This is a genomic window from Planctobacterium marinum, assembly GCF_020687805.1.
GTDB lineage: Bacteria > Pseudomonadota > Gammaproteobacteria > Enterobacterales > Alteromonadaceae > Planctobacterium > Planctobacterium marinum.
In genome coordinates this window covers 201,247-222,812 of sequence record NZ_JAJEWQ010000007.1, presented here as the reverse complement: position 1 = coordinate 222,812, position 21,566 = coordinate 201,247, and the positions used below count along the sequence as shown (strand labels likewise).

At 41.3% G+C, this 21,566-nt stretch carries 22 protein-coding genes; 9 read left to right on the top strand and 13 right to left on the bottom strand.

Features of this window, described 5'->3' with window-relative positions:
• On the bottom strand, nucleotides 1-229 hold a 229-nt coding region (locus LJ740_RS20455; protein ID WP_229530984.1), incomplete at its 3' end, for a hypothetical protein.
• Complete coding sequence (locus LJ740_RS20450) at nucleotides 207-716, bottom strand: hypothetical protein (RefSeq protein WP_229530983.1); 510 nt, start codon at nucleotides 714-716, stop codon at nucleotides 207-209. The genes LJ740_RS20455 and LJ740_RS20450, both read right to left, overlap by 23 nt.
• A 360-nt stretch (nucleotides 717-1,076) precedes the next feature.
• On the opposite strand from LJ740_RS20450, the gene LJ740_RS20445 reads away from it, so the two are divergent.
• Nucleotides 1,077-1,373 carry a helix-turn-helix domain-containing protein gene (locus tag LJ740_RS20445; RefSeq protein WP_229530982.1) on the top strand — a complete coding sequence of 99 codons (297 nt, stop codon included), beginning with the start codon at nucleotides 1,077-1,079 and terminating at the stop codon, nucleotides 1,371-1,373.
• A 317-nt stretch (nucleotides 1,374-1,690) separates the two neighbouring features.
• Here LJ740_RS20445 and LJ740_RS20440 read toward each other — a convergent pair whose 3' ends face one another.
• From LJ740_RS20440 to LJ740_RS20425, 4 genes are all read right to left on the bottom strand, one after another.
• Nucleotides 1,691-2,623 carry a hypothetical protein gene (locus LJ740_RS20440; protein WP_229530981.1) on the bottom strand — a complete coding sequence of 311 codons (933 nt, stop codon included), beginning with the start codon at nucleotides 2,621-2,623 and terminating at the stop codon, nucleotides 1,691-1,693.
• Between the two features lie 251 nt (nucleotides 2,624-2,874).
• Nucleotides 2,875-5,076 (bottom strand): DEAD/DEAH box helicase, encoded by a 2,202-nt coding sequence (locus LJ740_RS20435; RefSeq protein ID WP_229530980.1) that lies wholly within the window; start codon nucleotides 5,074-5,076, stop codon nucleotides 2,875-2,877.
• Nucleotides 5,073-6,380 (bottom strand): ATP-binding protein, encoded by a 1,308-nt coding sequence (locus tag LJ740_RS20430; RefSeq protein ID WP_229530979.1) that lies wholly within the window; start codon nucleotides 6,378-6,380, stop codon nucleotides 5,073-5,075. The genes LJ740_RS20435 and LJ740_RS20430 overlap by 4 nt, the downstream gene beginning before the upstream one ends.
• The gene (locus tag LJ740_RS20425) at nucleotides 6,377-8,746 is read right to left on the bottom strand and encodes a tellurite resistance TerB family protein (RefSeq protein WP_229530978.1); all 2,370 of its coding nucleotides are present in this window, start codon (nucleotides 8,744-8,746) and stop codon (nucleotides 6,377-6,379) included. Before LJ740_RS20425 ends, LJ740_RS20430 begins: the two co-directional genes overlap by 4 nt.
• A gap of 310 nt (nucleotides 8,747-9,056) precedes the next feature.
• On the opposite strand from LJ740_RS20425, the gene LJ740_RS20420 reads away from it, so the two are divergent.
• Nucleotides 9,057-9,293, top strand: coding sequence for a hypothetical protein (locus LJ740_RS20420; protein WP_229530977.1), 237 nt, complete (start codon nucleotides 9,057-9,059; stop codon nucleotides 9,291-9,293).
• A 49-nt stretch (nucleotides 9,294-9,342) separates the two neighbouring features.
• Here the strand turns inward: LJ740_RS20420 and LJ740_RS20415 are convergent, their stop codons facing one another.
• The 6 genes from LJ740_RS20415 to LJ740_RS20390 all read right to left on the bottom strand — a co-directional run bounded on the left by LJ740_RS20415 (nucleotide 9,343) and on the right by LJ740_RS20390 (nucleotide 14,323).
• Nucleotides 9,343-9,750: a protein-export chaperone SecB gene (locus LJ740_RS20415; RefSeq protein ID WP_229530976.1), complete on the bottom strand. Its 408-nt coding sequence runs from the start codon at nucleotides 9,748-9,750 to the stop codon at nucleotides 9,343-9,345.
• 2 nt (nucleotides 9,751-9,752) lie between these two features.
• A complete protein-coding gene (locus LJ740_RS20410) occupies nucleotides 9,753-10,034 on the bottom strand; it encodes a hypothetical protein (RefSeq protein ID WP_229530975.1) in 282 nt (93 codons plus the stop codon).
• Between the two features lie 12 nt (nucleotides 10,035-10,046).
• Nucleotides 10,047-10,613 (bottom strand): hypothetical protein, encoded by a 567-nt coding sequence (locus tag LJ740_RS20405; protein ID WP_229530974.1) that lies wholly within the window; start codon nucleotides 10,611-10,613, stop codon nucleotides 10,047-10,049.
• 141 nt (nucleotides 10,614-10,754) lie between these two features.
• Nucleotides 10,755-11,471: a hypothetical protein gene (locus LJ740_RS20400; RefSeq protein WP_229530973.1), complete on the bottom strand. Its 717-nt coding sequence runs from the start codon at nucleotides 11,469-11,471 to the stop codon at nucleotides 10,755-10,757.
• 122 nt (nucleotides 11,472-11,593) lie between these two features.
• Nucleotides 11,594-13,306: a S8 family peptidase gene (locus tag LJ740_RS20395; RefSeq protein WP_229530972.1), complete on the bottom strand. Its 1,713-nt coding sequence runs from the start codon at nucleotides 13,304-13,306 to the stop codon at nucleotides 11,594-11,596.
• A gap of 12 nt (nucleotides 13,307-13,318) precedes the next feature.
• Nucleotides 13,319-14,323 (bottom strand): hypothetical protein, encoded by a 1,005-nt coding sequence (locus LJ740_RS20390; protein WP_229530971.1) that lies wholly within the window; start codon nucleotides 14,321-14,323, stop codon nucleotides 13,319-13,321.
• Between the two features lie 191 nt (nucleotides 14,324-14,514).
• Between LJ740_RS20390 and LJ740_RS20385 the strand changes: the two genes are divergently transcribed.
• From LJ740_RS20385 to LJ740_RS20355, 7 genes are all read left to right on the top strand, one after another.
• Nucleotides 14,515-14,766, top strand: coding sequence for a helix-turn-helix domain-containing protein (locus LJ740_RS20385; protein ID WP_229530970.1), 252 nt, complete (start codon nucleotides 14,515-14,517; stop codon nucleotides 14,764-14,766).
• Nucleotides 14,767-15,535: 769 nt separating this feature from the next.
• Nucleotides 15,536-15,757, top strand: a complete 222-nt coding sequence (locus LJ740_RS20380; protein ID WP_229530969.1) for a hypothetical protein — start codon at nucleotides 15,536-15,538, stop codon at nucleotides 15,755-15,757.
• 90 nt (nucleotides 15,758-15,847) lie between these two features.
• Nucleotides 15,848-16,633, top strand: coding sequence for a hypothetical protein (locus LJ740_RS20375; protein WP_229530968.1), 786 nt, complete (start codon nucleotides 15,848-15,850; stop codon nucleotides 16,631-16,633).
• 389 nt (nucleotides 16,634-17,022) lie between these two features.
• Entirely contained in the window at nucleotides 17,023-18,666 is a 1,644-nt protein-coding gene (locus tag LJ740_RS20370; RefSeq protein ID WP_229530967.1) for a MotA/TolQ/ExbB proton channel family protein, read from the top strand.
• Nucleotides 18,663-19,364, top strand: a complete 702-nt coding sequence (locus LJ740_RS20365; RefSeq protein ID WP_229530966.1) for an OmpA/MotB family protein — start codon at nucleotides 18,663-18,665, stop codon at nucleotides 19,362-19,364. Before LJ740_RS20370 ends, LJ740_RS20365 begins: the two co-directional genes overlap by 4 nt.
• Nucleotides 19,361-20,506 (top strand): hypothetical protein, encoded by a 1,146-nt coding sequence (locus LJ740_RS20360; RefSeq protein WP_229530965.1) that lies wholly within the window; start codon nucleotides 19,361-19,363, stop codon nucleotides 20,504-20,506. The genes LJ740_RS20365 and LJ740_RS20360 overlap by 4 nt, the downstream gene beginning before the upstream one ends.
• A 28-nt stretch (nucleotides 20,507-20,534) precedes the next feature.
• A complete protein-coding gene (locus LJ740_RS20355) occupies nucleotides 20,535-20,714 on the top strand; it encodes a hypothetical protein (protein WP_229530964.1) in 180 nt (59 codons plus the stop codon).
• 105 nt (nucleotides 20,715-20,819) lie between these two features.
• Here LJ740_RS20355 and LJ740_RS20350 read toward each other — a convergent pair.
• Nucleotides 20,820-21,566, bottom strand: a 747-nt coding sequence (locus tag LJ740_RS20350; protein WP_229530963.1) for a calcium-binding protein, incomplete at its 5' end; no start/stop codon positions are given.

Below are 21,566 nucleotides of genomic sequence, written 5' to 3'. Positions count from 1 at the left end.
CGCTTTTCAGCATCCTTACAAATTGGGAATAAACTTCAACTTTTGAAAGTAACGTAATTGTTGAAAAAAGGCAGGAATCTTGCCTCTCCGCATCATTTATCTCTTTTGAAATAAACTCGAACACAGGATTAAACCGAGGATCTACTTGGTGTTCCTTTAATGAAACGAGCAGTGTATTTAAAGACTTAACTCGTTGACCTTTTATTTCAGACAGCAGCTCCCGCGACATGTATAAATCCTTGCTTTGTGTTAGATTTTAAATACTTGTCGAGTTTGGATTTGTTGGACTTAGTTTTAGCGGAATTAAGAATCAACATTGATTTCTCTATCAACTCAATTGCATTCTGACGGTCCTCAGGGGTTAATTCCTGATGCTCTTCAGTATCAAATTGGTCGACTATAGATTGGAAGGCGGTAAAATATGCCAAGAATCTTTCAGGTTTATGTTCAGACAACTCCCTTAAAGCTGAAACTAATGCATCGGAAATCGTAATTGATGAATTCTGACTTAAAGGTGCGCTTCTAAAATTGTACGACACCATCTTATCATTCAATTCTGTAGTTTTACTGAACTCAAAGGCATCTTTAAGAACTTGAACTTTACTTTCTGAGAAATTTGCCAAGTCATCAGTCTCAATCGTAACTCTCAAAGCATTCAAAACAGATAAACCTGCTGAACGACGAGCTTTCAATTCAAAATCTGTAACCAACGACATACACTTTCCTCTTTTAGTCTTGAGACGCGAATCAACGTTTTACACCGATAAAACGCGACACCAATCAGACAAATCAATCCTTAATATTAGCAGCATAGAAGCCGTTCCGCTATATCAAAACCGATACTAACCACCACAATGAATGTAACGTATTGGTTTTGGAACAAAAACAAACTCAACGAAACCATAATAAAACTAGCACAAACAAAGAATAATGAAAATATTTTCACATTAATTGTTTAGTTAGCCCCAAAATTCATTTGCTGCACATCTGATTGATTGACGCTTAAGTTATCTTATATTATCTTATTTAAAAAAAATATCAACAATTATTACAACGGAGGAGGAGTGAATTTGTCATTGAGCACTCTAGTAAGTGAGATCGAGAGTTTCGTGGATGATACAGGAATGAGTATAAACCAACTAAGCAAGCTGGCTGGTGTACCACAATCGCAGTTAAGCGACTGGGTGAATAAAAAGAGAGGGGTTCGGTACACTCGAAATGCCAGAAGAGTACATGAAGTTATATTAAATTATCGTAAAAAGGATATTCCAAATAATATTAAAAGTGCGATACATGACGTTTGGGATGGAAATAATGCCAATGCAGATGCAATTGCGAACGTAATTTATTCACTCAAACCACTATTAAAATAAAAATTTCCAGACGATAAACATAAATTTCCTCCAAGTAGCTTTAGATGCTTTACTGGGCTTGGGATAAAAACGGTCGCAAAAATAGTAATGTCATTCGAGAGAAACAGAAAAGGAAGGTGCTTTTTGGAACACTAGGGGAAGTAAAATTTGATTGAGCCCCAATTCACCAACCCGACAGATTAGGTTAATTTTCGAGCACCTTAATTCCGCGCCTTAACTAATCAAATAGAGATATATTGGATGGGTTTATCTAATATGTAGCGTTAATTTTTTAAATTCATTTTTGGCAACTACTAATCAACAATCGCACGTAATTACTAAAACCCGCTATAGGCTTTTATTGCCCCAGCAGCAACAGCAACTCCTATTTTTTCTGCCTTATCTAAGGTCCATCTAGAAACTTTCGATAAATTGTCTCTTAAAGAACCTTCATTACCCGAGTTCGCAGCCTCAATTGCATTAGAGATAAGGTTATTGTCACTAGATGGAAAATCGATATCATATTGGGCATCTTTGAGAAGAAATATCAATTCTCTTACGAGCTCGGAGTTCACCAATTCAGAGCTATTATTTGTAAAGTTCTCCGCCTTAGCATTTGGTCCTACAGCTCCAGCATTTTGTATATTGAAAATATTTGTTGTTGGCGTATCTTTCATTTTTAATTCCTCGTATTGGTCATCAAAAGGCAAGTGTAGTTGGATTTGTTTTCTAAACTTTACGTCAAGTTCTGTAACGCTTTTAACATTAGCTTTGTTAACCACAAAAGGTTCAAATTCTGCTGTTGGGGACGCAGATATTGATGCTTTTATCTTTTTGTATTCAGTTCTTCTTAGTGATTTGTGGATGAAAACAACAAGTGAGTTTTGGAAATGATGTGCATTGGAGAAGATATCAGCTGGGATGATATAACCTACAGTATCGGTGGAATAGTACGGCACTACTCTATGTTCTTCATTTGGCTTATATACGAAGTTGAAAAATTTAATTTGCCCATTTTCTCTCTGCCGTTTATTCACGTTGAATTCAAGTGTTATCTTGGATACTCTGCGCTCCAATCCACCATCAAAACCGAAATGACTCTCATTGGGGAAGATGATCATCTGATGAAAGTAAGCATAAAAATCGTTTATATCGATACCGCTCGAAGCTAGGTTTGCGCCAACACTACTTTGAATTAGTTCAAATCCAACTGGATCTAATTTATCTGTCAGTTTTACTTTAAAACCATAATATTTCTCCATATTTTGCATTGTCAGTCCTACATGAAAAGTAATTTCAGAAGTTAAAAACGGAGTACAGGCCCGCAGAATTTGTTCGACTAATATGAAAACTAATTGTTTAAGAAATCACCTGCAAAACAGTTTTTGAAAGTCAAACTCCTCTACCTGCCGGTACAAAATATAAACGATATATAGATATCAGTCCACATTATTAAGGGAATACCCTTTCCCCGACATCTGGCTATATTATCGATGGGATTTTTCATTCACCTATTAAATACTCAGCTCTGAAGTTTAATCATGTTTTTAAGCACCGTGCGCGTTCGATCTACATCAAATGCTTTCTTCGCATACCCTTCCGTTAACAAGTCTTCTGGTAAATGATCATCAAACTTGTCTGTCGCCTTTTCGGGAATAACTAATGCTAGGTCATGAGCGGTAACCGTTTCATCTGAGGCAAACTCTTCGAGTGCGGGAAGTACTTCAGATAACTTGGCTTTCTCAACCTCGATGACTCCTGCAAAAGCCCCTGCACCAAACCCTTTTGATATGAGGGCTGCCACGATGGTATTTACCACTTTATCTCCCATCCATGGCAATATTGACACTGCGCTGCCTGTCTGGAGCATTTTAATGTTAGCCAGGTTATGACTCTGAAAATAGTTGGCAGCCTCGCTAAACAGAGCTTGTGCTACAGGGTCAGCAAAATCAATTTTTTGCTCTCCTACTGAAATTCTGTAGTCCCCCTCACACAAGATTTTGAACATTTCCTGACGAACTACATCATGAACTGACATGCCCGAACCGCCAAATTTAGGAGCCTTGCCGCCTTTAGCACGAACTACACTTATCAATTTTCTCTCCGTATCTACCTGCTCGACCTTCCAACGCTTTCCTGCGAATATTATGTGCTGACCTTCAAGTATCAGACTGTCTATCGGTAAGGTACCAAGGACTTTGGTACCGGCAACAATCCGATACTCTTCAGGCGTCTTAAATACGGCATAAAAAGTGTAGTGATTTGTGATTTTTTCACCGATATGTCCAAGCACGAGTTCACCACTACCCACCTGAGTGATCAGCTCAGTCTTTCCCATGTGTGAGAGCAGGGATTTGAATTGACCCACAGATACTTGTTGAAAGGGCCCTTCTTTGCAGAGCAGTGTGTAAATTTGCTCTACCCGAATGCCGCCCCATTGAGCGATTAACGCGAGTACCTGATGCAACAGTGTCGAAAAATGGTAAAGACTCGTATCAGCAGGCTCGAACCACTTACTTCCAACTAACAATCTGATCATCGCCAGTGATTGCACCAATTCAAGCCTGAGATTGTCCACGATATTCGAGTCAGCCGTAATTTCTGATTCTGTTATGAACATTCTCAATATACTTGCCCCGCCCCTTCTCCCTGACCGGCCCATTCGCTGTCGCAAACTTGCAATTGAATGAGGCGCTGTCACTTGCACAACTGAATTGACTTTGCCAATGTCAATCCCTAGTTCAAGTGTCATAGTGCAAATGGCGGAGGTAGGTAACTGCTCTTTTTGAAGACGGGACTCTAGTGATTCCCTCATTTCTTTTGACAACGAGCCGTGATGAGGAAAAAACTCATTCGGAACTGAATGTGATTCACACATTTCAGAAAGCGTATTTGCTATGTTTTCAGTCCGTGTGCGACTGTTGGCGAAAATCAGATGATTACCACCACGACAGATTTTATATAAATCTTCACAGACCGCATATTCTGCATCTTTTGTGGGGAGTGTATCTGGCTGCGCTTCGATAAAACCTTTTACCTGCATCTTCAATGACGAAGATGATTGAGTTTGCCGGACTATTTTACATGGCAACGACTTATTGGGTCGCAATGATGCTGGGACTTTGTCTAACTCTCCAAGAGTTGCACTCAGAGCTGTGCGAGGTATGGGGCGATTTAATCTTCCGAGCAGATGCTCCAGTCGATTTAACAATGAAAGAAGGTGATATCCACGCTCTGTACCAATAAACGCATGAAATTCATCGATGACAATATGTTTCAGATTGATAAACGCGGATTTAACCCAGCCACTATCCCTGATCAGCATCGACTCCAATGACTCTGGTGTGATCAGCAAAATACCTGACGGTTTGCGCTTGAGTTGTGATTTGCGTCCCTGAGGGCTGTCGCCGTGCCAAGGCGTAACTTGAATATCGAGCAAATCAGCAAAACTTTCCAGCCTTCGGTCCTGGTCATTGATCAATGCTTTCAAAGGGCTAACGTAAAGGATCCCGACACCGTCATCATCATCCAGAATGGTGCTGATGGCCGGAAGGAAAAACGCCTCGGTTTTACCGGCCGCAGTTGATGCACTGATCAAGACATCCGTTTTACCGGATAAAATAGGGTCGATAGATAGACATTGGATCTCTCTTAGCCTGTCCCAGCCCTGGCGAAAGATCCACTGCTGTACACGGAAATCGAGTTTCTCATGTGCATCGATCATAACTTAAAGTCAGCGAGTCCATCGTTTTCATCAGCGATATCAAGTTCAAGATCGGATGGTTTCTCTTCTTCGATATCAACTTTAGTGATCAGACTATCCCAGGATACTGAAGGGTTTTGCTCGATGACCGCAAGCATGTCCAAAAACGCCTTAATGGTATTGCGTGGCGTTCTGAAATAGGCGTCACCAATTGTTTTACTGCAATGCATTAAAAACGCTTTGAGAGACTCATCAGGCACAAGATATTGGCTTTCGTCACCTGACGCATATACGTGTCTTAAATTCTTAAGCAGGATATACAGTTCCTCAGGTGTCAGACTCGCCAGGTGTAGCGCCGGGGAGGAGTAATCTATCACTCCTGCTTTCTTGGCAAATGTATTCCCTGCCAGTCGAGACTGTAGTGCTTCATAGCTGTATAGGCCCTTTCTCGGATCCAGCAGGAATTCTGGTGTACCCCCGAGCAAAAATCCAAGATGCTCCGCTGAACCTTGAAGACAGTCATTTAATATTCTTAAAATTTGCTCGTAATTAGAGACACGCGCCTGAGTACTGTTAAGTTTGTAAAGGTTTACGAGTTCATCCAGGTTTACTAATAACCCTTCATATCCGGCCTGTCTCACGAACAGACTCATTAGTTTGAGGGAGTCATAAAATGAAGCATCTGAAATGATACTGCGAACACCCAGGTCCCTGCGTGCATCTGTTTTGGTTGAGTATTCTGCTCTTAACCACTTAATAGCGTTATACTTGAGCTCTTCATTATCGCTTTCATGGCCATTCCAATAAGCTTCAATGACTTTAGCAAAGTCATATCCGCCCACTAGCTCAGATAGCGCGGCAAGGCGGTCATGGATAGCAGTGCCAATTGCTTTACCTGAGGAATCCGCTTCTTTTCTTGCTTCAGTAATGAATTTTTCGACAACACTGGTGAGCGCATTTCCATCAGGCTTGTTTCGCGTCGACATATTACGCATAAGCTCGGAATACAGGTTCCTTGCCTGACCGGAAGAGGCGTGGATCCGCCTGTCGGGGGACAGGTCAGCGTTGACAGTGACTAACTTTCGCTCTAATGCAACAGCTCTGACAACACTCAAGAAAAACGTCTTTCCGGAGCCATATTCCCCAATAATAAGACGAAAGGCCGAGCCACCTTCGGAGACACGTTCAATATCCTGAATGAGGGCTTTAAGCTCATTACCACGTCCAACCTGGATATGCTGGATCCCGACTTTTGGCGTGACACCTGATTTTAATGACTGAATTATTGCGTCACGTTCTTTGGCGCGAATTCTCTTGGCACTCATTGTTCTAACTCCCTTATTTCTTCCACTATTTCCTGGTCGACGTAAATATCACCATCATCTTCAATGACCGGGGCATCGACAATGTCAAACGACCAGTCATTAATTGTCTCAATCGCACCATCAATCATCAGATTGAGTTCAGCGCAATATTCTGCGACTTCACTTCTGCTCCATTGCTCTTTAGTACAAAGTTTTCCAAAGAGCTTGTTGTGTGGCTCATCAAGACCATTTTCCACGTTACTTGTGATATTGATGTCGTCCTCAGCACTTTCAGGCTCATCATCTTCCGAAGTGAATATCTCTTCAAGCATACTTTTGGCTTGTGAAGTATCATGCTCGTGGGCCGCAAGAATGGCTTCATCGAGCACGAAAGACGCGGTGCTTTTACTCTCTTTGGCTTCTGTTTTATGCGAGGTGGTCGTTAGTTGATGAATATCACTGCTAACCGTTTCTTTATCGAGTCCGATTTGAGTGTAGAGCTTTTCAATTTGCTTAACTTCTCTGTTGTCGATGTTGCCATCGGCTAGCGCGATTGAAAGGATAAAACGCTTCACAAATTCAGTTTCGCTGGCATTGAGCTTTTCAAGGCGCGCTTTCAGGCCCGCATTGTCAGAAGAAGTTACCAGCCGCCATTTCAGATAAGCATGCAGTGATCGCTTTTCCGTTGCATTTAGTTTGTCTTCCTGTTCAATTAGCTGTTGCAGCGCAATCTTCTCGGATTCATCAACATGCCCATCGATCGTTGCGACCATGGCCCCAAGTCTTAGCGCAACTCCCGTCTTATTAAAAGCGTGAGAAGGTGCAAAGTCAGATTCATGTGCCGGTGAGAACAACACTATTTTTCCATCGAACTTCAGTTTTGCGTGGTGGTACCGCAGATCGGGGGCAACACCAACATCAGCAAAATTTGCCAAACTATAAATGAGTTCACTTTCTTTTTTATTGATCGCTTTTGGGATCGGCAGGCCCGTCTGAGACCAGAATTCACCAACATCTGCAACGCCATCGTGGTTCGTAATAATATCATCTGCCCATTCCTTGAATTTGTCGAGTAGTGGAGATGATTGTTCTGCGGCCAGCGCCGGTGGCAGTAACATAAGTGCAGGCAAATCATTTTTACTGGTATCTGCTTTCCCCAAATAGCGACTATATCCTGCAAGTTCATCGCAGCACTTTTCGGCAAACGGTATGAGTTTATTTATCGGGCCTTTTAAAATACTTGGGTCAGGCAATCCACCTAACATAATCGTTGCTGTCGGTATGCCCCCGCTGGCAGGTTGATAAGCGGCACTGAGTTTCGTTTTATTGGGCTTTACTGGCATACCCTCTGGGTATTTTTTACTAAAATACATTTTAAATAATGTATCGAATTCACTTTCACATCGCCTGGCGGCGGTTTTGGGACGATATAGTTCGTTATTTTTAATCCATTCAAGTGCTAATTCCGCATCAACTTTTTGTGACTCAGTGACCTGCTCAGCTAGACGGATCTTGAACAGCAATGAATGACGGGTTTTGGGTAATTCAGACTTTCGATGCTCAAATAGCTCAGGCATGGTTAAGTACATCAACTCTAAAAAATTTGCAGAGTACGACGCAAATGAACGGTTGTGACTGAATGTAGTGTTGAGTCTCAGTACTTCGTCAAAGATTTGTCCGTACTCTCTTCCCTCGACCTTCGGTTTTTTGCTATTTCCGATCACAAAGCGTTCGAAACCATAAAAATAAAGAAATACAAAACCAATCGGAGTATTGGGTGCGTTTCTGTCAGTGGCTAGCCAGTCGAGATATGAGCCTCTGCACTCCCTGGACAAATGACTGTAACTTGGCCAATACCCTAAAGACTCGTCAGTATAAAAGTCAGTAAACTTTTCAGGATCTCTGGGTTTAGATGCCTGAAGGTTTGAATTAATTAATGCTGGTTCTGCGTGATGGCCCCGCAAAGATTCCATGCGTCCACCAACATACAAAAAATGCTTTAGTACCCGCCCCTGGACTTTGACAATTTTGTCTTTTCCAAGCCATTGCCCAACTTTTCCGCCGGTAAAAGTCAATTCCTTATAAGAGGAGTCTTCAAAAATGTTAAACGTTGCTAGTCCATCATCAGAAGGAGAGGCATTACTCGCACTTTCTATAACCGAGGTTGAATGAGTTACAGTCGGTATATCAGTTTTTTCGACATTAGCTTTGTGCTCTCTTTGCCTCGCTGACTCATAGGCTTTATTCACAACATCAAGATTTATGTTATCTTTCTGATGAATTGTAATTGACGCGTCCTTGTGTTGATTCTCCGTTTTCACTTTTTTCTTTCTTGCAGCGGCAATGATAAAAAATACTGCAATTACAACAATAAATATAACTTCCATATTAATAGCTCCATATGGCCACTAGTACGATTGAATAAAGTGTGAAACTTAATCAATCTAACATACTGAATAATGGTAAATTTAGCAAAGAGTGTTTGGCTAAAATTTTCATCATGTGGCTTGTTACAAGAGGGAGGTATTGACTTGCCCACCAAATATATTGTTTCTAAATAAGTGTGGTAATCCGGAGACACTTTCTATGGTTAGCTCTAGAGCCAATGAGGCGAAGGAGATATCTATGAGTCGAATCGACAAATTCAGAGAAGGAATCTCGTTTTATGATGCCAGGGCATGGTAGCCCACAATGTTTATGATCAGGTTCATAAAAGAGCAATTGCTCAATGACGCCACTGATGCATTGCACTCTGCTGTTGCCGAAGTGGCTCGCAATCAAATGTGTCACGAAAGCTTTGCTACCACCTTATCGCGTTATATTGATATGGCAAAATTAGTTGTATTTGCCAACCAAGGTAAAATACATGGACTGGTTACCGAAACGAATACCCGTTTTTTTGTTGAGAGGTATGATTCTATTATGGACAGATAACTGAATACTCAAAGAACGTGACATCGTATTGTTGAATTGTTAAAAATCTCTAATCCTTTAATATTTCAGCTTCTTTTTCTTTGTACAATGCAGAAAAGTTAATGCTGGGAAGCATTATCGGTTCATAGCCTGCATTCAATAACAAGGTACTAATAAACGCTCTCAAGTAAGGGAACGCAATTGCTGGCGCATTTACATGAGGAAAGTGAGAATTAATAAAATTATTATCTACAGCTTCTTCCAGCTTAAATGTGGATTCATATTCCATCAACAACAAGTGTGTTTCATTTACCTTCAACCTAATTCTGAAGAAAACTCTAAACTCGAATGAACACTCATCATCGAACACTGGTTTATAATCAAAACCAAATTCTTCAAGCTTTTCAAACTCATCAATTTCATCTCTTCTTATTAAGTTGAATCCGACTGCTTTATTCGCATAAAGTTGAATATTCATTGCTAAGCCGCTAGCGAAGAGTCATAGAAATGGTCATTGACAGAGGTACTAAAACAGGCTCCGCCATATTGAACATAATTCACTTTTAGTACGTCAACACGACTATCTATGCTATTTAATATGTTGTCATAAATGTTTACGGAACCATTCTTTGTTTCCTCAAGGAAGTTGTATGCTAACGGACCTACAGCTTCATAGCTTTGTAGTTCACTGTACAGTTCCTCCGGGGTAACTTTTGACAACTCTTTTTCTAGCAGCAACAAGCGCTCTGTTAAACTCAACATGAATAATCTCCTTTATGATATAGGCATCTTTTTTGCGTAATCATTTGGCTCAATAAAACCGCACAGGGTAATTTTATCCCTTGCATTCTCGAACACACATATCTGTTGACGGGTTAGCATAGACATCGTTGCTTTATTGATATGTGGGTCTACAAATCTAATATTTTCGATCTTTTTGTTATCTTGAGCCTTAACAGCCAAATAAGGGAATACGTCCGTCGATTGCCTCAGTTTACTCAATACTTGATTAACTGTTACATCTCTATCTTTACCAATGCTTCCAAGTTTATCAAGAATTAACTTTTTTAGTCTAATAAATTCCAATTGATGGTCGACATTTCCTACTAAATCTAATACTTCGCTTTTGAAACAAAGTTCCAATCGAAATTTTCCAATAACACGATTTCCCTCTTTCCCCCAACGTTTAGCCCAATAATCGGAGTCTGTCCAGAAGTAAAAACCTTGCGTTAGCCATTGATTCTTCCCACTATGACTTTTAAAGGGAATACATTTAACGATATAGTCAAAACCATTGTCTAGTTTACATGTGTGATATCCGAAATTGACCGCCTTTCCCATCTTTTTGGTTAATTCTAATTGTCCCTTAAAGTGTAATAGACATAATACCTTTTAAAGTAAGTTACAACAAGAGGGACGAGACTAATGCTGAACACGCCGTTGTGAATATGATGTGTATTTTGTTATCGAAGTTTACAAACCTCAAAAGACAAACCGTAGCTGAAGCAAAATTGGAACTATTAATATGACGAGGATAGATATCGTCATCAGCTTAGGTTTATTTTTTTTATCTTTTTTACTTACGATATTGGTTTTGAAGTAACCAGTCAAAATACTGATGGCTATCGATGCTGGTGCCAGTACCAGAGCAAACGCCAGGAGCGGCGTTATTGTTGCCCACAACACAAAGGCCGAATTTCTCGCTATTCCTGCATCCCACACCATGAGTGCAACTGTTGCGGCACATGACAGAAATAACAACAGTTTGAAGTGCCAGCTTAACTTTCCCCACCAGGAACTTTCATCTTCGGACTCATCAAGTGAGTCTAGTATTAGCTTTTTCTTTCTTGATGCTAAAAACGCCGCGTACCCAAGAGCAAACAGCATGCTCAATGGAGTTTGCGTGACATAATAAAAAACAATCGGTGCAAATTCATAAAGTCCTGCGAGAAGCATCCATATGGTGACAAATAACAGCAGTGCAGAGCCTGCCCCTGTCCCGGTTGTCTGACGAAATTCCACGCTCCCATCCTTATATTGTCGGGTTTCCTCGTAAACCTTTTTTTGGTCTTCTTTTATTCCCCGGAAAAGACTTATCAGTATCTTCGGGAAAAGCGGAATTAACCAAAACAAGAATATGAAAACAGGCCAGAATGGTTGTGCGTAAATAGGGTTTTGGATTGCGTACTTTAGCTTCATTGGTGATGCCTTCTAACTTGGTTGGTTGAAATAGTAATGTGCTAATTGAAGGTTTTTATTTGAAAGTAACCAGAATCGACTCACGGGATTAACCGTGAGCCGATACCGGTTTCATTGGTCGTTCAGGGACAGGCCTGAGGTTTATTACTCTGTGTGGCCGCTGAAGCATCCAGTGCGATGTAGTCCTCCCTACAGACGCCATTCGGGCAAATCTGAAATGCATAGTCTTTGTTATCAGCATCCAGGTCTCGTAACTGTGCTTTGCCATTGGTGAGCTCTGCGACAAGGGTTTCATTTTCAGGTGTCCACGCCATCTCTTTGTCAAACGAAACCAATCTGTAGAAGCCGTTCTGGATTTGATAGTCACCCATGATGGCGATATCAAAAAGACCGCATAGCGCGCCTGCCACTCCAAAGTAATCGACCGCCCAGGTCTGCTCGCAAGTGTCGGCTCTGGCAAGTGTATACCGGATGAAGTTAGTTTCTTCATTGCCTATGGCCCGGACAAAGTCCAGCATGCCCTTCATATTCAGAAGTCCGGCACCACAATGCGCGTCGGCGCATGTCTCGCCAAGTGTTTGAGTATTGGCGGTGAGCTCCAATGCCAGCTTTAACGTGTCGTGGCCCGCATTGGTTTGTTGTTTTACGAATCCTAGCGCGCCGGCAACAATAGGGGCACTAAAAGAAGTTCCCTGGAAAAAGCACGCGATATCGTCTTCCTGACACATGGTCAGCACGAAATCCCCCTCGGCGACCACATCAATGGTTCCTCCGAAGTTACTGAAATCGCCCAACTCACCGGCTTCATCAATAGCTGCAACGGTAATAACACCCTCGCAGTTACCGGGCGTGCTATTCATCGCATCTTTTGAGTGATTTCCGGCAGCGGCAACAATGGTAAACCCGGCTTCGAGCGCAACGTCAACAGCGTCCTGCATAAATATGGGGCAATGACCAACATCCGCGCCCAGGCTCATATTGATGATGCCTGGCTCACCTTGATACGGATCAACGCCGTCAAATGACTCTCCCACAAAGTAACGAAGAGCCGCAGCGGTATCACTCAACACTCCAAGTCCACAATCCATAATACGTGCAACATGCACCCTGGATTCGGGCATGACACCCGCGAGACCGATTTCATTGTTATGTATTGCACCAATAACGGCAGCCACGCCGAGTCCATGCCCCGTGCAAAACTCAAGACTCTCTTCGAGAGGCAGGTGGGTGTTGTTACGTACCTGGTCACCCACTGTTACCATCGAGCGACCTGAGGCGTAAACAATATCAGCATTATCGAAGAAGGAAGAGTCAAGCACGATGATGTCACTGGGGCCTCGTGCTTCACCCTCAGCGGCCCAGGCTTCAATCACATGAGAACCATTATTATATTCCACAGACGAGCCGAAATATGATTCCTGGTAATTGAAATACGGGTCGTTAACCGGGACATCAAATTGCGTAACTACGACGTCCAGTTCAACTGTCTGAAAGTGGCCGCTCTTTTCAAAGAGCATGCGAACCTGCTCCGGCGAATGGCCATGCCCGTCGACGTTAACCACCTGATAAAAACGCTGCCGAAGCGGCTTTTCACCCTGATAACTATTAGTTTCATTGCGTGATGCGTGTTTCAGCGCCACACACCAGGATTCATTACCTTTATCATCCTCAATACATACATTATGTTGTTGTGTATTTTCGTTAGAGGCTGATCCACTCTGCTCCTTCTGAGCATAGGTATCGGTTGAGACGACCAGGCGAATATCGTCACTGGTATTTGCGAAAGATGACAAAGAGGCCGACATCAACAAAATGGATAAAATACGTTGTTTCATAGCAGGCTCCTTTTAATCAGCGTTGCAGGTTTGCGTGAACGGGAAGACGATGGGGTCAAGGAACTGATAGGTTCCGTTAAAGATCCAAGTGTCACCCTCGTATTGTCCCAGCGCCGGATCACCAACAAATAACGACAACATATCCAGTTGTTCGCTGTATCTGACAGTATCAAGTGAGATCTCAGGAATAAGTCCATTGGCCTGCTGAAGCGCCTGGTTAACGTTTTCAGATAATGGTGAAGCAAAAGTCTGGAGACGTTCCGTCAGATGGACCGTCGCCTCTGAGAGCGCGGTTTCTCTAATGGTCCCCGCGTGATAATCAGACTGAAGCTGCTCAAATGCATTTGCGTCACTTAAGATCTGCGCTGACAAGGTATCGTCAATGGAAGCGTTAAATGCATCAATTAGCTGATGTTGCTCTTCACTACCAAAGTCTGGATTAATCAGGACCGCCAGATGAGATGCATAGGAAACGAGCAATGATTCCGGCTCCAGAGTCAGGAATGTTTCTGCGTTCTGCGCAATCTGTTTTAGACCTTCAATGGTGTCAGGTGCGCTTGTATTGATAAGAGTGACGGGAAGATCGAATTCCTGAATTCTGTCCTCGCCATCCGTAAACACAACGCTTGCTGTCACCTGGCCATCGTTTTCGAGCTCACCAATAGAAAGCGTCAGGCTGCCATCGACTTCACCAACTGACTGCTCGGATGATAACAATGCTGAAAAAGCCCCATCTCCGAAATCAACAGACACTGATAGCTCCCCCTGTGCACCTTCGTGCGTGAAAGAAATTGTAACGCTGTCGAGTTCATTTAATTCAAACGCATTGCTGTTCATCGTTACAACCAGATCTGGAATAGGATCTGGTATTGTTGGCGAATTGGACGGTGGTGGGCTTCCACCAGTATCCGTTGGAGGAGTTTCAGTTGTCGATGTTGAGCTTTCACTACCCCCACCGCACCCAACCATGAGCAATCCAATAAATACCACGTTAGCGATACGAGCTTTAATGTGCATTTTTATTTCCTTTTTCTACGCTAATTACTTGTGCCTGCGTTTTGATTAAGAAATGTTCACGCATCCGTACAGGCCTTGAAATACAACAATTGAGACTAGCGAGGAGATATTTATGAGAGTCCCAAAACAGATGCATTCCGATTAAATTATCGAATTTCGATAATATTGATCGAAACGATATGTTTTTCAACATGAAAAGCATATTCAATGAACGCTACAGAAAGCTGGTTGGCTGGCTGATGGCAGAAAGAAAATTTAAAAAGATTTCACAGAAGGAACTCTCGGAGCGCCTTGGTTTTCCTAACTCTTCGTATGTTTCTAAAATTGAACAATTCGAGCGAAGGATGGATGTGCTTGAGTATGTAAAAATATGCGAAGTTATTGGATTGAATCCCAAAGAAGGCTTAGTAATTCTTCACTCAAAAAGATTACCGACCGAATAGTAAGGCGTCACTATATACAAGCACTAGTGGTCAAAAAAGAATAGTAATTGAATAAGTCTAAGTTCATATATATTCAAAGACATCTGCGTGCTAATTTGATTCGCACCTCTTTTTCCTCATTTAACGGCCGGTGCGATTTAGATAAAGTTTCTTTAGACCACAATAACAAACAAATTAGGTAGATAGATTTTCGTTTGAAAAAAAAGAGGGAAATTTTGATATGCTAGATACTAAAAAAGGTGAGATTTTTTGGCCTCCTAAATAGAATGCATTTTGACCTTTGTACGAAATATCTCACAAATATGTAAGCAATGCCATATTCAGGTCAAAATTAATCCTTTTATATTTCAATGATTTAGGTTTACAGAACAGAGAATTTACATATTTTTAACACGAAATGTGGTTCGGCTACCACTTTTTGCCCCCCTTGTGGTATTATTTCTTATGTTGTTGGGCGTGTCGTGCATGTAACACGCCCTCCAGTATTTTGTGCTTTTCTTGTGTTGAACACGAATGCCATTGCAATATTCTCTATTTTGATGGTTTGGCACGAAAGTGTTGTGATGTTTGTTGTATGGGGTCATGAGGAAGTGCTTGGTTGTTAATGTGGGACAAGATCCTCACTGATATTTTTACATCACCTTTAATGGGCTACCTTTTCGCCACTGCTTTAAATCTGTATTTGATTAGAAGATTTGGGTACATGGTTGATAAAGGTTTGTTTTTAATATTTAACTTAACTCGGATAGTAATATCTAGGTATATGGACATGAAATCAAAAAATGTAAAGTTGGCCAAAATTCAAACAAAGTTAAACGCCAACAAATTCAAGTTAGCAATCATATTATCAATCTCTCTTTTCACTATAACCGCAACAAGCCAAGTCTTTGATGAGCCACAATATCAGGAAATTGGTAACGGACCTGATGGTAAGAAACCCCCTAAAATACAAAATGTATTCGAGAGATTTAAGGAATATCTGATGTCTTAATTGATTTTAGTGAGAGATTCCAACGTGAAAAAGGGTTTTCATTTCACCTGAGCGTGATAAGATATTTTTTTAAACGGTATTTGGCGGTTCATGGAATCTCTCTCTCAATTTTTCAGTACAATTGTTTCTAAGCTTGGTTCTTTCATAGAAGAAGGTGAACATCCCAAACTAAAAAAATTTTTCTTGGGCGTAGGGGTGTTAGGAGCTTTTCTGTCCCTCACTGCTTTCGCTATTTGGGCTTTCAACAATAAAGTTTCCGCATTCCCAGAGCTAGATAAAGCTATCGGCCCCAAAGGGGCTGAAATGGAACAAAGACAAAAAAGAATAGTCAGTGCCATATCCCCTATTACAGATAAAATCATTCCTGCTTGGAAGTCGTATACGGGGAATAAGAAAAACAACTCAGAATTGTCAGACGTTGAAATAAAACTAAAGAAAGACGTGAAAGCATCTGTAACCGAAATGACAGGCATAGGCTTTAACGATTTACCACCTAAATGGTATGTATTCTATTTATTTCATTATGGTTATCTTCACAAAATTTATGGCGATCTCTATGACAATAACAGTAGTTTTTATATCGCTTCGTACTATCTTGAGTTAGCAAGGCTTAAAATTGAAGCTCACAAATGTGATAAAGAGTTTTCTGTTTTCATCAAAGAAGGTGATTACGAAAAAGATATCTATTGGCTAATAACTAACACTGACGCATTCATCATATCTAGGATACTCGACAAATCGGAAGATTTAAAAACAAAGTTAAATGAAAGAATAATAAAGCGTGTTAATGAGATTGGAGGCTGCAAACGTCTGTCACTTGTTCCATTGCATCACGAAGAATTGAGGAACATTCTTTGTCCTTCATTGGAAAACTAAATTTATTCTTTCCATATGTGCATTATCCAGTCAGTAAAATCAGCAACGGCTCACAGAACGGCAACTTGACCTGGTTTGGCCAGACTATAGGGGTGACGTGAACAGCTCCCCACTAGTCGGTCCAAACTGAACTTAGTAAAGTCCGCAACCTGAGCAATAATGACAACTAAATAGAAGATCAAACTCTTGATTTAAAGGCTCAGTTTTATTTTGCCAACTATAGCTCCTGATAGTCACCCGTAACGGTATTTCTAAGGCGTAGATGAGATCGTGATATAACTTTTTGACTTACCCTCTGGATAATTATGGACTCCACATAAGCCATTCTAGTAACCTTCGGTGTTACTTTATACCCGCTTTAACCTATGTATCTGAATAAGGAATAACTGATGCTCTCAAGCTTTTTTGAGATGGGATTGAGAACCGCTCAACCTGAATATCTTACGGACGGAATATTTCTCACACTCGTACTTTCGTTCGCTTATGCAGTTCACTTTAAGCGAACTGGAAAACATGAAGCATATACGAACTATGCGCCGACATTACTCACTTCACTTGGCATATTCGGCACTTTCCTAGGGATTGTAGCCGGTCTACTAAATTTCGACACCAGCGACATTGATGGAAGTATAGGACCATTATTAGAGGGGATGAAAACCGCTTTTATTACTTCGATTGCCGGTCTCACGTTATCCATAATTTATAAACTAATCGAATCCAGTGTAGGAAAGAGTGCTGATGCAAATCAGGAGCATCGAAAGGATGCTGTTGATGCCAGCGATATTTATGAAGTAATGTCAATGAGTTTGGCAGAATCAAAAAGTATCAACCAGAGCATCCAAAACTCGGATAAAAATAACACAGACTCAATTACTGCCTTACGAAATCAAATACAGCAAATAGTTGAACATAGCGCCCAGAAGGAGGTTCAGTTAAATGAATTTCAAAAACTGCTGTGGGACAAACTCGACAGCTTTGCTGAACTCATGTCGAAATCAGCTACAGAGCAAGTCGTCGAAGCATTAAATAATGTAATACAGGACTTCAATACAAAGTTGACAGAGCAATTTGGTAAAAACTTTGAAGAGCTGAACCAGGCTGTCTTTAAACTTGTAGAGTGGCAGGAAAATTACAAAAACCAACTGATTGAAATGCAGGATAAATATGCTTTAGGGGTGAAGGCGATTTCTGAAACAGAAGCATCAGTTTCCAAGATAACTGAGCACACCCAGACAATTCCACAAAATATGAACAGCCTCAAGTCGGTACTGGAAGTTAATCAACATCAAATAGCAGAATTAGACAAACACCTGGATGCGTTCGTTCAGGTCCGGGATGCTGCGGTGGCATCAGTTCCTGAGATTAAGGAAAAAATAGATTCAGCGATAGAGGGGGTAAAACAAGCCAATGACCTGCTCGCTCAGGGTATTACAACAAGCACAGAAAAAATTGAGATGGTTATATCGCAAAGTGCAGAACAATATATGCATTCAGTCGACCAGACCCGTGCTGCTTTGACTGAATCTGCACAAACGACCGCCAATTCCAGTGAAGAAATAAAATCTCAATTTACGACAGCACTCGAAGATATTAATGGCCAATTGCGTGAAATGGTGGAAACACTGCAAGCAGGAAATACAGAGATCAGTACTTCTCTCAAAACAGCAGGCACCTCCTTGATTCAGGATACCGCTGATTTTACGCAATACTATAATAAAGAACTCAACCAAATCCGGGACCAGCTTGCAAATACTGTAGCTGAGCAAACCCAGACGCATAGAGCCGAAGTAGAAAAGCTATTTGGTGGCTTGCAACAGTCTATGGACCAGGTGGTATTGAAAAATAACGATAATATTGTCTCTTCAATGAACAAAATTGATGAGTCCATGGGAGAAGAGGTAGAGCGCGTAATTCAACAGCTTGGTAATAACTTAGGTGCTGTTACCGAGAAGTTTGCTTCTGACTATGCCCGGCTTATTCGAGTGATGGAAACCGTGCTCAATCAACACTCGCAATTGAGTGGATCACAATGAGCGACATTTTAACTTCAAAACGGAATCAAGAGTCTGAGTCGCAATGGTTATCTATCTCTGATCTGATGGCCGGGCTGATGGTGGTTTTCATGTTCATCGCGGTTGCTTTTATGTTGAATGTCCAGAAGGACAAAGACAGGATTGAAGGGATCGCATTTGAATACAGGGATACTCAGCTCGCCATATACGAAGCATTGAAGTCTGAGTTCCAGGTTAATATGAATGCGTGGGGAGCCGATCTGCATCCAGAAACGCTGACTTTCACTTTTCGTTCTCCGGATATTCTTTTTCAGGAAGGAGAGGATGAGATCAACGAAAAATATTCAGCGCTTCTTGATGAGTTTGCACCCAGGTACTTCAACATTCTGACACCTTTTTATCATGAAATTAAAGAGATCCGTATTGAAGGACATACTAGTTCAGGCTGGGGAACGTTGGCATCAAAAGAAGCCTACTTCAAGAATATGGATTTGTCGCAAAAAAGAACACAATCCGTGCTATCGCATTTATATAGCTCACCCCACGTTACAGATGAACTCTTTGTCAGAAACAAACTTGTTGCCGTGGGTTATTCATCTTCAAGACCGGAGCCATTATCAGACAAATCAGAGGATCCAATAGCTTCAAGGCGAGTTAGCTTTACCGTAATTACTCACGCTGACGAAATGCTTAAAAAAATCATTCGAGGGGCTAAATGAAGCTCAACGTCGATTTTTCAAAACTTCAACAAAGCATTGCTTTAATGGGGGCTGAAGCATGTGATTTTCAGATTGATTCACTGATGCCTGAGGCCAATTTTCAATACGACCAAACCTTGATTGAGGGTATTGAATTAAAGTTTGATCAAATCCAAACCCAAGATGGCTTGATCAGCACTAACGGCAGGCAAGTGCTGTTATATATACCAGACCATCAAAATGTCGATAGCGCATTAGCGAACGGCAGTCAAGGGAACAAATTCCATGTTGCGGAATGTGGAACAATTATCGAAATGCGTGATGAGAATGCTGGTGACAGGTATATTGTTACAGCAAACCTATCAGGCAAATTTAATATCTATGGCAAAAGCCGTAAACAAAAAAAGGATATCTCAGGTGAAGCAGAATTAGATGTGTGTAGAAGATGCCTGAGTTTTCTTAATTACAAGGGATACGCAAACGCATCTACTACAAGCAAAAACGAGATTGTAAACAACTTTAGCCTTGAAGAGTTTTTCTCAACCTATAGCTCAATGTTCAAACATTTGCCCCGTGAGCAGTTTTCTCATAGGTATCGAGGGTATGATGATGATTTTGACGAACTCTCTAGAGCGTGCAGGAAAAGAGCAAACTACCGTTGCCAAAACTGTATGGTGGACTTAAGCCAACACAAGCAATTACTGGACGCCCATCATCACGAACGAATTAAAGCCAATTCTTCGATACAGGACTTGGTTGCACTTTGTAAAGACTGCCATCGTAAAGAGCCTTTCCATCAGCATATGCCCTTGTCCAGAGAAAATATGCAAAAAATAAATCGGCTTAGACATGAGCAAGGCCTTATCAATCCAAGCGATTGGCAATCAGTTAGAAAGTTCTCTGACCCGGCATTATTTGGTTTCATCCAAATGTGTGAATCATTAAATTTGCCCAAGCCACATGTGCATTATCCAGTCAGTAAAATCATCAACGGTTCACAGGGGTACATTGACCTTGCATGGCCAGAGAAAAGGGTAGGTGTCAAATTGGACCCCATGGTCCCGCCGCCTAGATGGCGAATTATGGATTTCAAGTATGTTCTAAAGGTTTTAAATAATAAAAAGTTATTTCAGGATTTTTCGCAATACATGAGTACTTTATAACGAAGCTAATGCAGATGAGAATGTATGAATGAAATCTAAACTACAAAACGGTTTTTATTGGATATGCATTAAAGACAAAGAAGCGGGTTCGGAAAGTGAAGTTGCCAAGTTTATTAATGGAGAATGGTACGTGACGGGATCTACAAAGTCATTTTCACCTGACGAATATGAAATTGTAGTATTGAGTCCATGCTTAACTATTGAATAGAAAATTAGTGTAAAAAAGTCCATCAGTAACAGGTCAAATGTTAGATCATGAATAAACCAGAGCCCTGAATGGGCTCTGGTTGATAAATCCAACCTCACAAAATTATTAACTCATGGGCATATCAGGAATAATAATTGGCGGAGAGGTAATAACTCTGTTGTATCGGGCGTCGGCATCCTCTGGACCATCACTTTGTTCATCATGCACAAGAACACTTAAAATATCTGCTATGTTTTGTACACCACTATCAGAAATTGATTGTCCAGACTCTGCGTTAGTGATGCCAAACTCCTGAGCAACTAAGTTTTCATTTTGAGAAATATTAGTTTCTAACAAAGTCTGATAAACAGTATCGACATCAAAAACCGTAAACGCTTCGGTCGGCATTGACTCGTCTCTTGTCTGCTCTCCAGCCACTAATGAAAGACTTTGATTTATCTGTTGTTGAGTCCATTCAGTGCCATCAGAAAACCTTATTATTTCAATTGGTGAAAGATTCCAGTTTTCGATCGTAATTGAGTCACTAATACCGTAAGTTAATACTAAAACCTCAATCCCATTGTCATCAATGATACTGCTAATCCCGACTTCATCTGAAGAAACCCCTTCACTAAACTGAATTGTATCTCTTCCGCGCTCATCCGAGATGACATCCTGACCATCACCGATGCTGAACAGGTAAGTGTCACGACCTGCTCCGCCTTCCAGACGGTCATTGCCTGTTCCGCCTATGAGGGTGTCATTGCCGCCCATCGCCTGGATCAGATCATCACCACCGAGTGCCGAAATCGATTCACCACCATCATCATCCACATAGGTATCTGCGTCATCTGATAACCGCAGGGATGTGGA

What these genes read in the sequence shown, in the direction of transcription:
- LJ740_RS20450 (WP_229530983.1), bottom strand. Translation starts at nt 716, where the DNA reads ATGTCGTTGGTTACAGATTTTGAATTGAAAGCTCGTCGTTCAGCAGGT.
- LJ740_RS20440 (WP_229530981.1), bottom strand. Translation starts at nt 2,623, where the DNA reads ATGCAAAATATGGAGAAATATTATGGTTTTAAAGTAAAACTGACAGAT.
- LJ740_RS20435 (WP_229530980.1), bottom strand. Translation starts at nt 5,076, where the DNA reads ATGATCGATGCACATGAGAAACTCGATTTCCGTGTACAGCAGTGGATC.
- LJ740_RS20430 (WP_229530979.1), bottom strand. Translation starts at nt 6,380, where the DNA reads ATGAGTGCCAAGAGAATTCGCGCCAAAGAACGTGACGCAATAATTCAG.
- LJ740_RS20425 (WP_229530978.1), bottom strand. Translation starts at nt 8,746, where the DNA reads ATGGAAGTTATATTTATTGTTGTAATTGCAGTATTTTTTATCATTGCC.
- LJ740_RS20420 (WP_229530977.1), top strand. Translation starts at nt 9,057, where the DNA reads ATGATCAGGTTCATAAAAGAGCAATTGCTCAATGACGCCACTGATGCA.
- LJ740_RS20415 (WP_229530976.1), bottom strand. Translation starts at nt 9,750, where the DNA reads ATGAATATTCAACTTTATGCGAATAAAGCAGTCGGATTCAACTTAATA.
- LJ740_RS20410 (WP_229530975.1), bottom strand. Translation starts at nt 10,034, where the DNA reads ATGTTGAGTTTAACAGAGCGCTTGTTGCTGCTAGAAAAAGAGTTGTCA.
- LJ740_RS20405 (WP_229530974.1), bottom strand. Translation starts at nt 10,613, where the DNA reads ATGGGAAAGGCGGTCAATTTCGGATATCACACATGTAAACTAGACAAT.
- LJ740_RS20400 (WP_229530973.1), bottom strand. Translation starts at nt 11,471, where the DNA reads ATGAAGCTAAAGTACGCAATCCAAAACCCTATTTACGCACAACCATTC.
- LJ740_RS20395 (WP_229530972.1), bottom strand. Translation starts at nt 13,306, where the DNA reads ATGAAACAACGTATTTTATCCATTTTGTTGATGTCGGCCTCTTTGTCA.
- LJ740_RS20390 (WP_229530971.1), bottom strand. Translation starts at nt 14,323, where the DNA reads ATGCACATTAAAGCTCGTATCGCTAACGTGGTATTTATTGGATTGCTC.
- LJ740_RS20385 (WP_229530970.1), top strand. Translation starts at nt 14,515, where the DNA reads ATGAAAAGCATATTCAATGAACGCTACAGAAAGCTGGTTGGCTGGCTG.
- LJ740_RS20380 (WP_229530969.1), top strand. Translation starts at nt 15,536, where the DNA reads ATGAAATCAAAAAATGTAAAGTTGGCCAAAATTCAAACAAAGTTAAAC.
- LJ740_RS20375 (WP_229530968.1), top strand. Translation starts at nt 15,848, where the DNA reads ATGGAATCTCTCTCTCAATTTTTCAGTACAATTGTTTCTAAGCTTGGT.
- LJ740_RS20370 (WP_229530967.1), top strand. Translation starts at nt 17,023, where the DNA reads ATGCTCTCAAGCTTTTTTGAGATGGGATTGAGAACCGCTCAACCTGAA.
- LJ740_RS20365 (WP_229530966.1), top strand. Translation starts at nt 18,663, where the DNA reads ATGAGCGACATTTTAACTTCAAAACGGAATCAAGAGTCTGAGTCGCAA.
- LJ740_RS20360 (WP_229530965.1), top strand. Translation starts at nt 19,361, where the DNA reads ATGAAGCTCAACGTCGATTTTTCAAAACTTCAACAAAGCATTGCTTTA.
- LJ740_RS20355 (WP_229530964.1), top strand. Translation starts at nt 20,535, where the DNA reads ATGAAATCTAAACTACAAAACGGTTTTTATTGGATATGCATTAAAGAC.